The organism is Glycomyces sp. TRM65418 (genome assembly GCF_019710475.1).
In the GTDB taxonomy this organism is placed as follows: domain Bacteria; phylum Actinomycetota; class Actinomycetes; order Mycobacteriales; family Micromonosporaceae; genus Glycomyces.
Genome location: NZ_JAJFAX010000005.1, coordinates 345181 through 358554, shown reverse-complemented (window position 1 = coordinate 358554; position 13374 = coordinate 345181). Strand labels below are relative to the sequence as shown.

The 13374-nt window shown below is 72.6% G+C and carries 13 protein-coding genes and 1 riboswitch; of the genes, 3 read left to right on the top strand and 10 right to left on the bottom strand.

The features are described from left to right. Positions 1–210 precede the first annotated feature (210 nt). The gene (locus K3N28_RS13960) at positions 211–1155 is read right to left on the bottom strand and encodes a phosphotransferase enzyme family protein (RefSeq protein WP_228093151.1); all 945 of its coding nucleotides are present in this window, start codon (positions 1153–1155) and stop codon (positions 211–213) included. Between the two features lie 73 nt (positions 1156–1228). Beyond that, entirely contained in the window at positions 1229–1822 is a 594-nt protein-coding gene (locus K3N28_RS13955; protein ID WP_228093148.1) for a DUF664 domain-containing protein, read from the bottom strand. 307 nt (positions 1823–2129) lie between these two features. Here K3N28_RS13955 and K3N28_RS13950 point away from each other — a divergent pair, with 307 nt between their 5' ends. Then, positions 2130–3311 carry a Cmx/CmrA family chloramphenicol efflux MFS transporter gene (locus K3N28_RS13950; RefSeq protein ID WP_228093146.1) on the top strand — a complete coding sequence of 394 codons (1182 nt, stop codon included), beginning with the start codon at positions 2130–2132 and terminating at the stop codon, positions 3309–3311. Here K3N28_RS13950 and K3N28_RS13945 read toward each other — a convergent pair. After that, positions 3295–3888 (bottom strand): TetR/AcrR family transcriptional regulator, encoded by a 594-nt coding sequence (locus K3N28_RS13945; RefSeq protein ID WP_228093144.1) that lies wholly within the window; start codon positions 3886–3888, stop codon positions 3295–3297. The genes K3N28_RS13950 and K3N28_RS13945 overlap by 17 nt on opposite strands. Before the next feature lie 63 nt (positions 3889–3951). Between K3N28_RS13945 and K3N28_RS13940 the strand changes: the two genes are divergently transcribed. Continuing rightward, complete coding sequence (locus K3N28_RS13940) at positions 3952–4365, top strand: DUF6463 family protein (protein WP_228093143.1); 414 nt, start codon at positions 3952–3954, stop codon at positions 4363–4365. 4 nt (positions 4366–4369) lie between these two features. Here the strand turns inward: K3N28_RS13940 and tsaD are convergent, their stop codons facing one another. The 7 genes from tsaD to metE form a co-directional block, all read right to left on the bottom strand. Continuing rightward, complete coding sequence (gene tsaD / locus K3N28_RS13935; RefSeq protein ID WP_374209781.1) at positions 4370–5407, bottom strand: tRNA (adenosine(37)-N6)-threonylcarbamoyltransferase complex transferase subunit TsaD; 1038 nt, start codon at positions 5405–5407, stop codon at positions 4370–4372. A 35-nt stretch (positions 5408–5442) separates the two neighbouring features. Beyond that, positions 5443–5886: a ribosomal protein S18-alanine N-acetyltransferase gene (rimI, locus tag K3N28_RS13930; protein ID WP_228093140.1), complete on the bottom strand. Its 444-nt coding sequence runs from the start codon at positions 5884–5886 to the stop codon at positions 5443–5445. Between the two features lie 29 nt (positions 5887–5915). Further along, positions 5916–6572, bottom strand: a complete 657-nt coding sequence (gene tsaB / locus K3N28_RS13925; RefSeq protein ID WP_228093139.1) for a tRNA (adenosine(37)-N6)-threonylcarbamoyltransferase complex dimerization subunit type 1 TsaB — start codon at positions 6570–6572, stop codon at positions 5916–5918. Further along, on the bottom strand, positions 6569–7072 hold the full coding sequence (tsaE, locus tag K3N28_RS13920; protein WP_374209768.1) for a tRNA (adenosine(37)-N6)-threonylcarbamoyltransferase complex ATPase subunit type 1 TsaE: 504 nt from the start codon (positions 7070–7072) through the stop codon (positions 6569–6571). Before tsaE ends, tsaB begins: the two co-directional genes overlap by 4 nt. Before the next feature lie 80 nt (positions 7073–7152). After that, positions 7153–8349 carry an alpha/beta fold hydrolase gene (locus tag K3N28_RS13915; protein ID WP_228093135.1) on the bottom strand — a complete coding sequence of 399 codons (1197 nt, stop codon included), beginning with the start codon at positions 8347–8349 and terminating at the stop codon, positions 7153–7155. A gap of 63 nt (positions 8350–8412) precedes the next feature. After that, positions 8413–9552, bottom strand: coding sequence for an alanine racemase (gene alr, locus K3N28_RS13910; RefSeq protein ID WP_374209780.1), 1140 nt, complete (start codon positions 9550–9552; stop codon positions 8413–8415). Between the two features lie 238 nt (positions 9553–9790). After that, positions 9791–12037: a 5-methyltetrahydropteroyltriglutamate--homocysteine S-methyltransferase gene (gene metE / locus K3N28_RS13905; protein WP_228093133.1), complete on the bottom strand. Its 2247-nt coding sequence runs from the start codon at positions 12035–12037 to the stop codon at positions 9791–9793. 40 nt (positions 12038–12077) lie between these two features. Next, positions 12078–12279: riboswitch (cobalamin riboswitch) on the bottom strand. 91 nt (positions 12280–12370) lie between these two features. On the opposite strand from metE, the gene K3N28_RS13900 reads away from it, so the two are divergent. Beyond that, positions 12371–13111 carry an SDR family NAD(P)-dependent oxidoreductase gene (locus tag K3N28_RS13900; protein WP_228093132.1) on the top strand — a complete coding sequence of 247 codons (741 nt, stop codon included), beginning with the start codon at positions 12371–12373 and terminating at the stop codon, positions 13109–13111. Positions 13112–13374: the final 263 nt, after the last annotated feature.

The window sequence follows — 13374 nt, the reverse complement described above, 5'->3', positions numbered from 1 at the left end:
CGCCGATGACTCCATTGACATCGAGCTTCACGACGAGTAGTCGCTCGATTGGGCTGACGGCGCGGTGGGCCGGAAGGACTCGTGTTCCTGAAGGCCCGGACCGGTGGCGTTCTCGGGCGCATGCGCGAACCGTAGGGATCGCCGCGGTCGCCTCCCTCGGCATGACGGCCCGGAACGGCCCCGAGGCCCCTTGAGGAACGCCGATGGCCGCTACCGTGCCTCGCGGTTGGCGAGGTAGGCCTGCCAGCTGTGGCAGTCGTCGACGCCGGTGAGGCCCAGTCGCGGTGCGGCCCACATGATGCATCCGGCCGCGTCGACGATGCCGGCGAGGTCGAAGGCGAGCGGGAGGAGTTCCAGTTCGGTGATCCGGAGCGGCCTGACGTGCTCGTACCCGGCGATGACGGCCTGGGCGAGCGCGGCGGGCAGTCGCCGGTCCGGCTGTTCGAGGGCCAGGTAGTGGAGGCACCGGGCGAGGTCGATGAGGAGCGGGCCGCGGTTGAGCTCGTCGAAGTCGAGCACCGCGGTCACGTCGCCGTCTTCGACGAGGAGGTTCTGCCGGTGCAGGTCGTGGTGGATCGGTCCGGACGGCAGCCCGTCCAGCAGCGCCAGGTCCTCGGCGTGGCGGTCGAGGAACGCTCGCGTCTCGGTCCGCCACCGGTCGGCCCCGGCGAGGTCGACGTCGCTGTCGGCGGCCTGTTCGAGGATCCCGCGGCGGTCGATGACGGGGATGCGCTCGTCGGTCCAGTCCTCGGTGCCGGCGTGCATGCGCGCCAGCAGCGTCCCGCATTGCCGGGCGAGGTCCGGGGTCATCGCGGCCGGGACGTCGCCGGGGACGAACGGGAACACGGCGATCGGGTTCCCGCCCACCACCGCGACGGGCTCGCCGATGAGGGAGGGGACGGGGCCCGGGGTCGGGAACCCGTCGCGGGCCAGGTGCCCGACGAGGTCGAGTTCGGCCCGGACCTTGTCGAGACCGGAGTTGAGGTACTCGCGGATCACCACGTCGCCTCGGTCGGTGGCGATGCGGCCGATGCGGTTGTCCTCGCCGCCGAGCAGCGGTTCCACGTCCCCGCGGGCTTCGAGGCCGTGGCGCTCGAGGAACTGGGGGAAGGCGAGGCCGAAGGTGCCTTTCGGCCAGATGTGGTCGCCGGTCATGCGACCAGCATTCCCGGATCGGCGGCGAGTGGCAACCGGATATGCGCCCGCCGACGGCCGGGCACCGCCGGGTTCAGGACGCCGTCCAGGTCCAGGCGCCCGAGCCGCTGACGGGACGCCAGCCCGCGGGCGGGTCCTCACCGACGCGGCCGTCGACGGTTTCGCGGAGGAGGTCGGCGTGGCCGGCGTGGCGGCCGTACTCCTCGACGAGGTCGTAGACGATCCGCCGGACGCTGAAGCGCCCGCCCCCGGGCCACTGCCAGTGCGCGGGCCGGTCGAGGCCGCCGTCCCGGAGGATCGCACCGAGGCTCGCGCGCGAGCGCGTCACCGCGTCGTCCCACAGCCCGTACAGGTACTCGGGCGAGTCCTCGGCGCATGAGGTGAACTCCCACGCGTCCGAATCGTCGAGCGGCGCGGAGACCCAGGGCTCGCCCGGGGACTCGCCGCGGATCTTCCACGCGAACGTGATGTCCTCGACGCGCGCGAGGTGCTTGAGGAGCCCGCCGAGGGTCAGGGCCGAGGCGCCGATCCGGGTGTTCAGACCGGCCGAGTCGAGCCCGTCGGCCTTCCACCGGAAGGTCACGCGCAGCCGGTCGAGCGCGGCGACCAGGTGCTCCTCGTCGGTCCCCGCCATCGGCGGCTCCCACCAGCATTCGTCTTCAGTCATGCCCGCCACGATAGACCGCGGGTCCGACAAGCGAGTGAATTCGTTTGCCCCGGGCGAGCGCGCCTGCGTAGGGTGCTCGGCATGGTGAACCCGGAATCGGACGCGCCAAGGGCTCACGGTCGCCCGTCAGCCCCCGTGCACCGCTGAACCGCGCCGCGCGCTGAACGCACGCCGGCCCTCTCAGGGCCGGCGTGCGGCCCCCTGCGCGGGCCCGCTGCGAGTTCGCGTCCGCCGCTCGGCGGTCCCCCGGCGCTGACCGAGGTGACGAGACGTTCCATCCGATCGTTCGACACCACGGAGCCACCTGATGCCGCTTCCCGTCCACCTTCTCGCCCTGGCGGTCTTCGCCATGGGCACTTCGGAGTTCATGCTCGCCGGCCTGCTGCCGGACCTCGCCGCCGACCTCGACGTGCCGGTGGGCACGGCGGGCCTGCTCACCTCGGCCTTCGCGGTCGGCATGGTCGTCGGCGCGCCGCTCGTCGCCGCCCTGGCGCGGCGCTGGCCGCCGCGTTCGAGCCTGCTCGCCTTCCTCGGCCTGTTCCTCGCCGCGCACGTCCTCGGCGCCGTCACCGACAGCTTCGCCGTCCTGCTGGCGACGCGGGTCGCGGCGGCGTTCGCGAACGCCGGGTTCCTCGCGGTCGCCCTCACCGCCGCCGCCGCGCTCGTCGCCCCCGACCGGAAGGGCCGCGCCCTGGCGGTCCTGCTGGGCGGCACGACGATCGCCATGATCGCGGGCGTCCCCGGCGGCGCCGTGCTCGGCGCGTTCCTCGGGTGGCGCGCCGCGTTCTGGGCGGTGGCGCTCCTGTGCCTGCCGGGAGCGCTCGGCGTGCTCCGGGGCCTGCCCGCCTCGCTTCCGCAGGGCGGCGCCGGGCCGGGCTTGCGCCCCGAACTGCGGGAGCTGCGCCGACCGCGGCTGATCGTGGTGATGGGGCTGGGCGCGTTGGTGAACGCGGCGACGTTCGGGGCCTTCACCTTCATCGGCCCGGTCGTCACCGAGACCGCCGAGCTCGGCTCGCCGTGGATCGCGGTGGTCCTGGTGCTCTTCGGTCTCGGCTCGTTCGCCGGGGTCACGGCGGCCGGGCGGTTCTCGGACCGCCGCCCGGGGACCGTGATCGCCGCGGCCGGGCCGCTCCTGCTGCTCGGCTGGTGCGCCCTCGGCCTGTGGGCCGCGGTCCCGGCCGCGCTGCTCGCGCTCGCGTTCGTCCAGGGGGCGTTGGCGTTCGCGGTGGGCAGCACGCTCATCGCGCGGGTGCTCTACGAGGCCGCGGGCGCGCCGACGATGGCCGGCGCCTATGCCGCGGCCGCGTTGAACTGCGGCGCCGCCGCGGGGCCGGTCGTCGCCGGCCTCGCGCTGGGCACGGGCGCGGCCGAGCGCGGACCGGTGTGGGCGGCCGCGGCGCTCGTGGCGGCGGCGCTGCTCCTCGCCCTGCCGGGCAGGCGCGTGTTCGCCGGCGTCCCTGGCGCTGCCGCGCTCACGAAGCCGAGCTGAGCGTCTCGGCGACCATGGCGGCGACGGTCCGGCCCAGGTCGGGGAGGGCGTCGTGGTCGCCGGAGAGGATGAGGATCCAGAAGAAGATCGGTCCGAGCAGGAGCGCGTGGACCGTCGCGGCGTCGGGTCTGGCGGCCAGCTCGCCGCGGGCGACCGCGCGGTCCAGGACCGTGTCGATCACGAACCGCTCGCGTTCGATGAACGTGGCGTTGAACCGGGCGCCGAGGCCGGTGTCGCCGTGGAGGTCGGCGAGGAGCCCGTGCACCACGTCCGGCGCCGCGCTCGAGAGCTGCCCGGCGATGGTTCGGCACAGTGCGGCCAGGTCGCCGCGCAGGGACCCGGAGTCCGGCGGCGGCGGCTCGTCCATGTCGTGGACGGCGGCCGCGAAGATCATCTCCTGCTTGGTGGCGAACCGCCGGTAGATCGCGGCCTTGCCGACCCCGGCCCGGGAGGCGACGGCGTCGACGGTGAGCTTGGCGTACCCGCGTTCGGCCAGCAGTTCGCGGGTGGCGGCGGCGATGGCGTGATCCACGTGACGGTCGCGGGGGCGGCCCACGGCTTGCTTCGGTTCCGGCATGGGCCTACGATACAGAACCAACAGTATCGGAACTAACGGTTCCATAATTTGAGCGGAGTCATCATGATCGCATGGGCCGGACGGATCTTCGTCTTCCTCGGCATCGGGCACACGGTCCTCAGCCTCGCACTGGTCGCCCCGAGCCACGCCGCCGCGTGGTTCGGCGGCGTCCTGTGGCGACCGGATGAGGGCATCACCGAGATGAGCCCGGGCATGGCCGCGTACTGGCTCACCGTCGGCGGCTTCGGCCTGCCGCTGCTGGCACTCGGCTTCGCCGTCCTCTGGATGCACCGGCGCGGCATCGCGCCCCCCGCGTTCCTCGGCTGGACGATCCTCGCCTGGACGGCGGCCAACACGGTGATCCTGCTGCCCTCGCCGTGGATCCTCGGCGTCGTCGCGTCGGTCCTCTACCTCGCCGGAGTCCGCCGCGCCGCCCGCGGAGCACGGGCGGCGGCCGAAGCCGTCCCGGCGCGCTGAAGGCCTACAGCCGGTTGGCGAGGCTGACGACCTCCACGTCCATCGAGGAGTTCGCGGGGAAGTCGATCCGCGACGGGGCCACGCCCGCCGCGACGAGGTGCGAGCCCAGCGCGGCGACCATCGCCCCGTTGTCGGTGCACAGCTTCGGCCGCGGATAGCGCAGCGTGAGGCCCGCCGCCTCGGCCCGCTCGGTCGCCAGGGCGCGCAGCCGCGAGTTGGCCGCCACGCCGCCGCCGAGGAGGACCGTCTCGACCCCGTGCTCCTTCGCGGCCAGGATCGCCTTGCGCGTCAACACGTCGCACACCGCCTCCTGGAACGCGGCGGCCACGTCGTTCACCGGGACGTCCTCCCCCTCGGCCCGCCGGGCCTCGATCCAGCGGGCCACGGCGGTCTTCAACCCCGAGAACGAGAAGTCGTAGCGGTGCCGCTCCATGTCCTTCGCGGCCGTCAGCCCGCGCGGGAACTGCACGAACGCCCGGTCCCCCTCCTTCGCGGCCCGGTCGATGTACGGGCCGCCGGGGAACGGCAGGCCCAGCAGCCGCGCGACCTTGTCGAACGCCTCCCCCGCGGCGTCGTCGATGCTCGCGCCCAACTGCGTGACCTTCCCCGCGAGGTCCTCGACCATCATGATCGAGGAGTGGCCGCCCGAGACGAGCAGGCCGATCGCGGGCTCGGGGATCGGCCCGTTCTCCAACGTGTCCACCGCGATGTGCGCGCTCAAATGGTTCACGCCGTACAGCGGGACGCCCGTGGCGATCGAATAGGCCTTCGCCGCGCCGACGCCGACCATGAGCGCCCCCGCCAGGCCGGGCCCGGCGGTGACGGCGATCCCGTCGAGGTCCCCCAAAGTGAGCCCGGCGTCGTCCAGGGCCCGCTGCACCGTCGGCACCATGGCCTCCAGGTGCGCGCGGCTCGCGACCTCGGGCACCACGCCGCCGAACCGGGCGTGCTCGTCCACAGACGACGCCACCGCGTCGGCCAGCAGCTCGTGCCCCCGCACGATCCCGACCCCGGTCTCGTCGCACGAGGTCTCGATGCCCATCACCACGGGGGCGTTGTCGCCAGCGCTGTCGTTCTTCACAAATCCATCCTCATCACCGCGGCGTCCGTGCCGGTGTGCTGGTAGTAGTTCTTGCGCACCCCGAGCCCCACGAAGCCGTACGCGTCGTACAACCGCTGGGCCGGGACGTTGTCGACCGCGACCTCCAGGTAGATCGCCTTGGCCCCGCCCGCCCGGGCGCGCTCGATCAGATCGTCCATGAGCATGCGCCCGATCCCGCGGCGGCGGGCCGACGCGTCGACGGCGAGGTTGTTGAGCCACACCTCGTCGCCGCTCACCGCCGTCCCCGCGTACCCGAGGATCCGCTCGCCGTCGAAGACCGCGCGGTAGTCGTTCCCGGCCGACAGCTCAGTCCACAGCAGGCCCTCGCTCCAGGCTTCGGGCCCGAAGATCACGGTCTCCATCTTCGCCACTTCAGGCAGGTGCCACCAGCGCAGCCGGCCGATCCGCAAGTCGTTCATCGCATCAAGCTGTACCACGCCCGGCGGCGCTACGCGCTCGCAGCAGGGGGCGCAGCGGCGGGCTGGGCGTCGGGGCGGCGCAGGTACAGCGGGGTGAGCCGCTCGCTCGGCGCGCCCGCGAGCAGCCGGGGCGCGGCGAGTTCGACGAGCTTCACCAGGTCCGGGTAGACCGGTTCGGTCTCGGCGTCCATCGGCAGCTCGCCGGCGTACTTGCTGGCGCCCTCGCCGATCGCGTAGTCCGCGCGCGTCTCGGGCAGCTCCGAGGGCCGGCACACCTGCGGTTCGCCTTCGCGCCGACCGTCGTCGTAGACGGCCCAGTAGATCTCCTTGCGGCGCGCGTCCGTGGCCGCGAGGGCCCGGCCGCGCGTGTTGCCGCCGATGCCGTCGAGCGAGCAGACGCCGTAGACGGGGATGCCGGCGCCGTCGGCGAACGCCGCGGCGGTGACCATCCCGACCCGCAGGCCCGTGAACGGCCCGGGGCCGACACCGGAGACGACCGCGTCGACGTCGGCGCGGGTGCGGCCGGCGTCGGCGAGGCAGCCTTCGATGAACGGGGCGAGCCGTTCGACGTGGCCGCGCGCGTTCACCTCGCGGCGGAACGCGGTCAGGAACAGCTCGTCGTCGTCGAGGTCGACCAGCGCGGCCTGGACGGCACTGGTGGAGGTGTCGAGCGCCAGCACCCTCATACGGCGGCGCCGACCGGTCGCGAGCTGCCCGCCGACGGCTCGCCGAGCGCGGCGAGGCGCTCGGCCCAGTCGCCGCCGCGCGCGTGCAGGACGGCCTCGCGGCTCTCGTCGGCCCGCCGCTCGATCGCGATCTCCAGGTGCGACTCCGCGAGCCGCTCGGCCAGGCCCGCGCCCCACTCGACCACGGTCACGGCCGCGTCGACGTCGGTGTCCAGGTCGAGGTCGTCGAGTTCGTCCAGGCTCTCCAGCCGGTACGCGTCGACGTGGACCAGCGGCACCCCGGCCGGGCCCGCCCGGTGCGAACGGGCGATGACGAACGTGGGGCTGGTGATCCGCCCCTCGACGCCGAGCCCGGCGCCGACGCCCTGCGTGAGCGCGGTCTTCCCGGCCCCCAGCGGGCCGGTGAGGATCACGAGGTCGCCCGCGCGCAGGACCGCGGCGAGGCGCTGCCCGAACTCGTACGTGTCTGCGGCCGTCCGGAGAGTCAGCCTCACGTTCACTCCTCCAAGTGCGTAGGGCCCGCGTCCTCGCCCTCGGCGATGCCCGCGGAGCCGTCGATTCCCTGTGCCGCCGAACCGGGTCACGGTTCGAGGCGATGCCCGTGGTGGCGCGAGAACGGCGACCACCGGGACTGCCGCGCCGGGTCCCGCTGCGGCGGTGCCGAAGCGGCGGGCGCGGCAGGGCCCTTGCCGATCTCCGCCACGACTTTGTCGATCATCTCCAACAGCAGTTGTGAGATCTCACCAGGGTACTCCAGCTGCGGTGAATGAGCCGCCTCGGCTATGAGCTCGAACCGCGAGCCCCCGAGCGCCGCCGCCAGCCGCCGCGAATGCTCCGGCGGCGTCAACAAGTCCACGTCCCCGACCACCACCAGCGCCGGAAGCCCCTCGAACAGCGGCAACGTCGCCGTCTCATCGTGGTCGAGAATAGCGCGCGCATACCCCACGATGCTCTGAATCGACGCCCGCCGGTTCATCCGCTCCACCAGGCTGACCAGCGACGCCGGCGGATCCACATGCCCGAACGCCGCACGCCGCGTCAACAGCCACGCCAGGTCCCCCGCCAGCAGCCTCGAACGGTCGATCAGATCCGGCGTCCACCCCGCCACCTGCTGCAGCATCGGCAGCACCGTCCGACGCAACCGCCGCAACGCCCGCATCGGCCTCGTCTCCACCGTGTCCAGCCCCGCCGCACTGCTCGACAGGAACACCACGCCCTGCACCCGCTCGCGAAACGCCTCCGGATGCACCCGCGCGTACACCTGCAGCGTCATCCCGCCCATCGAATGACCCACCAGCACCAGCGGCCCCTGCGGCGCCACCGCCTCCAGCACGTCGTGCAGCACCTCCGCCAGATCGTCGATCCCGTACTCCGTGCGCGGCAGCGGACCCGAACGCCCGTGCCCCGGCTGGTCGTACAGCACCGCCCGCAGCGACGCCCCCCGATGCCCCGCCTCCGCGATCGCCTTCCGCAGGAAATAGAACGTCGCCATGTCCTGCATGTACCCGTGCGCGAACACCACCGTCAGATCCGCGTCGTCCGGCCCCACGGTCTCCACATGCACCGCCACCCCGTCACGCGTGTCCACCGTCCGCACCGAACTCGTCGGCGGCAACTCGAACGGCTCATGCGCGTACGGGTCGTTCGACGCCAACCGGGTCCGCCGCGCCAGATACCGCGGCACCCCGATCGCCAACGCCATCCCGACGGCCATGCCACCGGTGACACCCCCGGCGATCGCCAAACCGCGCCTGCGGCGGGACTGCTGCTCACTCATGCGGCCTCACAGTGTGGTTGAACGGCGTGTCTCGCGACACCATGCAGGGGCACTGCTCCGTCGTCAGCCGCCCTCGACCGGACCCACGCCCCGGTTCCACAACCGGGGAACGCGCGAACCGATGCCCGTGAGGACATCATTGGGGATCGTCCCGGCCCACGCCGACCAGTCGTCGGCGTCCGGGTGCTGCTCGCCGGCGCCGATGAGCACCACCGGCTCACCGGCCTTCACGGCGTCGTCCCCGCAGTCGACCACGAACTGGTCCATGCAGATCCGCCCCAGCACGCGACGACGCTTCCCCGCCAAGTACACCTCCGCCCGGCCCGACGCCGCCCGCGGCACCCCGTCGGCGTACCCCAACGGCACGAGCGCGACGTTCGCCTCCCGCTCCAACCGCACCGTGTGCCCGTACGAGACCCCCGTCCCGGCGGGCAGCCGCTTCACCGACATCACCACCGACCGCACCTCCAGCACCGGCCGGAGATCCACCGGGAACCCCGGCACCGGGTTGTACCCGTACAAGGCGATCCCCGGCCGCACCAGGTCATAGCGGGCCTCCGGATCCGCGATCAACGCCGCCGAATTCGCCAGATGCCGCACCTCCGGCTCCAGACCCGCCGCCGCCACCACGCCCAGGAACCGCTCGAACGCGGCCTTCTGCTCGGCGTTCGACGGATGCCCGACCTCGTCCGCGCAGGCCATATGGCTCCACGCCCCCGCCACGACCACCGAACCGGCCGCCTGATGCTTCGCCGCCGCCTCCGCGACCTGCGCCCACTCGTGCTCCGCCACCCCGCCGCGCGACATCCCCGTGTCCCCCTTGAGATGCACCCGCGCCGGACGCCCCGCCCGATCGGCCGCCGCGGCGACCGACTCGAGCTGCGCATGCGAAGAGACCCCGAGCTCGACCCCGGCGCCGACCACCTCGGCCAGGCCCGGCTGATCGGGCGCGAAGAAGAACGCCATCACCGTCGTCTCCGCCAGATCCGGCCGGCGCTTGAGCTGCCACGCCTCCCTCAGCGTCACGACGCCGAGGCCCGCCGCGCCGGCCTCGACCGCGACCCGCGCGGCCGGGACCATGCCGTGCCCGTACGCGTCGGCCTTGACCATCGCCATCATCGGCACCCCCGCGACCGCCGCCAGCACCTCCACGTTGTGCGCGAGCCGCCGCCAGTCGGCACTGGCCTTGGCCAGACCGGACATGGTGCCGAACTCAGGTTCGGTCAGGACGCGGTAGTTGTCGATCGCCACATATGCAAGGGTACGTGCCCGCGCGCGAAACGCCCGGAAGCCCGGAACACGGCCCCCGCGGACGCCCCGGGCCGCAGCACCTGCCATAGGCGAGGCGCCGCGACCCGGGACCGCCCGTCACACCGAGCGGCCCGCGGACCGAGCCGGCCGCCGCCCCACCGGGCCATACGCCGACCGGACCCGTCTCGGCCTAAACGAGCTGCTCACGAACCAGACCGGCCGCCGCGACGAGATTGGCGAGCGACGGCCGGACCTCCTCATAGCGGCGGGTCTTCAAGCCGCAGTCCGGGTTGACCCAGACCCGCTCGGGGCCGAGAGCGGCGACGGCCAGCCGCAGGGCCTCGGCCATGTCGCCGACGGCGGGGACGCGCGGGGAGTGGATGTCCCACACGCCGGGGCCGACCGCGCTGCGGTAGCGGGCGCGGTCGAGATCGGCCAGAACCTCCATCTTCGAACGGGAGGCCTCAATGGAGGTGACGTCGGCGTCGAGCGCGGCGATCGCGTCGATGACCTCCCCGAACTCCGAATAGCACAGGTGCGTGTGAATCGCGGTCGCCGGTCCCACCCCCGCCGTGACCAGGCGGAAGGCACGCGTGGCCCAGTCGCGATAGGCCCCACGGGCGGCACCGCGCACGGGCAGGAGCTCACGCAGCGCGGGCTCGTCGACCTGGATGATCGCGGTCCCGGCGGCCTCCAGATCGGCCACCTCCTCCCGCAACGCCAAGGCCACCTGATCGGCGGTGTCGGCCAGCGGCTGGTCGTCGCGGACGAACGACCACGCCAGGATGGTGACCGGCCCCGTGAGCATCCCCTTGACGGGCTTCTCGGTGAGCGACTGCGCATACGAGGTCCACTCGACGGTCATCGGACCGGTCCGCGCCACGTCGCCGAACAGCACCGGGGGACGGACGCAGCGGGATCCGTAGGACTGCACCCAGCCCGCGGCGGTGGTCGCGAAGCCGGTGAGCTGCTCGGCGAAGTACTGGACCATGTCGTTGCGCTCGGGCTCGCCGTGGACGAGCACGTCGAGGCCGAGCCTCTCCTGCTCGGCGATGACGGCGGCGACCTCGGCCCTCATGCGCGCCCCGTAATCGGCGTCGATCATCAGACCCCGGCGGTGAGCCGCGCGGGCGTTGCGGAGCTCAGCGGTCTGCGGAAAGGAACCGATGGTGGTCGTCGGCAGCAACGGCAGCGGCACCCGCCCGGCCTGGGCGGCTCGGCGCTCGGCGTAAGGCACCCGCCGGTCGGCATCGGGCTCCAGCGCATCGAGCCGCGCCCGCACGGCCTCGTCGCGCCAGGCGCCCGGGGCCGCAGGCCGCGCTTCGCGCGGACCGTCCGGGTCCGCGAGGGCGGTGATCTCGCGGAGCTTCTGCCGGGCGAAAGCGAGGCGCTCGGTCAGCGCCGCCGGAAGATCGGTCTCGGCGTCGAGATCGACGGGGACGTGAAGGAGCGAGGACGACGAGGCGACCCCGACGCGGTCGCTGATGCGCTGCAGCCGTTCGATGTCGGCGGCGGCCTCGGCGAGGTCGGCACGCCAGATGTTGCGGCCGTCGACGACCCCTGCGAACAAGGATGTTTCACGTGAAACATCAAGAGCCTCAATCACCTCAAGGTCACTGCGGCCACGGACCAGATCGAGGGCCACGCCCTCCGCCCCCGCGTCGAGCAGCACCGGCAGCGCCTCCCCGAACGGCCCATAGCCACCCGCGACCACCAGCGCAGCGGCACCGACGAGCCGCCGGTAAGCAGCGCCCACCGACGCCAGCTCCTCCGGCGTCCGGTCAGCGCACAGCGCAGGCTCGTCGAGCTGGACGAGCCCGGCCCCCGCGCGCCCGAGAGCGGTGAGGATCTCCACATAGACCTCGACGAGATCACCGAGACGGTCGAGCGGACGGAAATCGGCGGGGGCGTCCGCGTCCGGCTTGGCGAGCAGGAGGAACGACACCGGGCCGAGGAGCACGGGCCGGGCGTCGAGGCCGCGCTCGCGGGCTTCGAGGAACTCGGCGATCGCCTTGTCGGGCTTCGCGTTGAAGGCCGTGCCGGGCCCGATCTCGGGGACGAGGTAGTGGTAGTTCGTGTCGAACCACTTGGTCATCTCGAGCGGGACGGCGGCGTCATCGCCCCGGGCGGCGGCGAAATACGAGGCGAGCGCGGTCTCACGGCGGTGCCGGGACGCGAGCGCGTCCACGGCGACGACGGTGTCGAGCACGTGGTCGTACAGGGAGAACGTGCCGGTCGGGACCGTGTCGAGCACGGCGAGGTCGTCGAGCATCCCGGCGCGGACCGAGGCGGCGGCCGCTTCGAGGCCGTCGGCGTCGAGACGGCCGGACCAGTGGGCTTCGAGCGCGCGCTTGAGCTCCCGGTTCGGTCCGATGCGCGGATATCCCAGCACGGTGGACTGGAGCCGTTTCGCGGGCACGGCGGTGGTCGTGTTCATGTGTCAGTTCCCTCGAACTTGCGACAACGGGACCGCACGCGGACGCGCGCGGTACGCGGGCAGGTATTCGGACTCGAGGGCGCTTGCACTCCTACCGCCCGCCGCTTCCCAGACCCGGGGTCCAGTGCTCATGGCGGGTTTCGTTCCCTCTCACCGCTGCGGGGCAGTCCTGGATTCACACCAGATTCCCTCTTAGCCGAAACGGATCGCACCGCCTCGGAACCAGCGTCGTCACCGATGGTACGGGCGCGCAAGCCCATCCGTGCCCGACGCGGCCGCAGAGTGGGACGAGCGCGGCCCGAGCACGGCGGCGGATGGGTAGGCTCGGGCCCCATGAGCAGCAAACCTGTAGCAGTGGTCACGGGAGCGAGCAGCGGCATCGGGGCGGCGGCGGCGAAAGCCCTCGCCAAGGCCGGATTCGAGGTCGTGCTGGGAGCCCGCCGGGCCGACCGGCTCGCCGAGGTCGCCGCCGAATGCGGCGGGCGGGCGATCGCGCTGGACGTGACGGACGAGGCCTCGGTCGCGGCGTTCGTGGAGCAGGTCGAGCGCTGCGACCTGCTGGTGAACAACGCGGGCGGCGCGCTCGGGCTCGACCCGATCGCGGAGGCCGACCTGGAACTGTGGCAGCGGATGTACGACGTGAACGTGCTCGGCACGGCGCGGATCACGAAGGCGCTCTTGCCGAAGCTGGTCGAATCGGGGGACGGGCAGGTCGTGGTGATCGGCTCGATCGCGGCACGGCAGCCGTACCCGGGCGGAGGCGGTTACAACGCGGCGAAGCACGCGGAGGCGGCGTTGGCGCGGGTGCTGCGCCTGGAGCTGCTCGGGCAGCCGGTGCGGGTGTGCGAGATCGACCCGGGCATGGTGGAGACCGAGTTCAGCCTGGTGCGCTTCGAGGGCGACAAGGAGCGGGCCGATGCGGTGTACGCGGGCATGACGCCGCTGACCGCCGATGATGTGGCGGAGGCGATCGCCTGGGTCGCAACGCGGCCCGCGCACGTGAACATCGACCAGATCACGATCATGCCGAGGGACCAGGCAGGAGCCCAACAAGTCCACAGGCGCCGGCAGTAACGGACGACGCTCCGAACCCTCCACCTGCCAAAACGCGGCCGACAACAAGTTATCCACAGGCAGAGAACTCAAGGTTGCCGCTCGCTTGCAACCCCTGACACGGTTGGAAGATGCGCCACCGAACCATCGCCGCCGGCACGCCCACCCCCACTGTCCACAAGGCTGCACCCCGCATGGATTCCACGGCGGAGAAAGTTATCCACAGGAAGAAACTCGCTGTTGCCGGTCAATCGCGGAGCGTGTCAGGGTTGAAACAAAAAAGC

Excerpts from the sequence above, each read along its gene's own strand:
- K3N28_RS13945 (WP_228093144.1), bottom strand. The coding sequence starts at position 3,888 with ATGCCGGAACCGAAGCAAGCCGTGGGCCGCCCCCGCGACCGTCACGTG.
- tsaB (WP_228093139.1), bottom strand. The coding sequence starts at position 6,572 with ATGAGGGTGCTGGCGCTCGACACCTCCACCAGTGCCGTCCAGGCCGCG.
- alr (WP_374209780.1), bottom strand. The coding sequence starts at position 9,552 with ATGTCCGGTCTGGCCAAGGCCAGTGCCGACTGGCGGCGGCTCGCGCAC.
- tsaD (WP_374209781.1), bottom strand. The coding sequence starts at position 5,407 with ATGGGCATCGAGACCTCGTGCGACGAGACCGGGGTCGGGATCGTGCGG.
- K3N28_RS13960 (WP_228093151.1), bottom strand. The coding sequence starts at position 1,155 with ATGACCGGCGACCACATCTGGCCGAAAGGCACCTTCGGCCTCGCCTTC.
- K3N28_RS13915 (WP_228093135.1), bottom strand. The coding sequence starts at position 8,349 with ATGAGTGAGCAGCAGTCCCGCCGCAGGCGCGGTTTGGCGATCGCCGGG.
- metE (WP_228093133.1), bottom strand. The coding sequence starts at position 12,037 with ATGAACACGACCACCGCCGTGCCCGCGAAACGGCTCCAGTCCACCGTG.
- rimI (WP_228093140.1), bottom strand. The coding sequence starts at position 5,886 with ATGAACGACTTGCGGATCGGCCGGCTGCGCTGGTGGCACCTGCCTGAA.
- K3N28_RS13955 (WP_228093148.1), bottom strand. The coding sequence starts at position 1,822 with ATGACTGAAGACGAATGCTGGTGGGAGCCGCCGATGGCGGGGACCGAC.
- K3N28_RS13940 (WP_228093143.1), top strand. The coding sequence starts at position 3,952 with ATGATCGCATGGGCCGGACGGATCTTCGTCTTCCTCGGCATCGGGCAC.
- K3N28_RS13950 (WP_228093146.1), top strand. The coding sequence starts at position 2,130 with ATGCCGCTTCCCGTCCACCTTCTCGCCCTGGCGGTCTTCGCCATGGGC.
- K3N28_RS13900 (WP_228093132.1), top strand. The coding sequence starts at position 12,371 with ATGAGCAGCAAACCTGTAGCAGTGGTCACGGGAGCGAGCAGCGGCATC.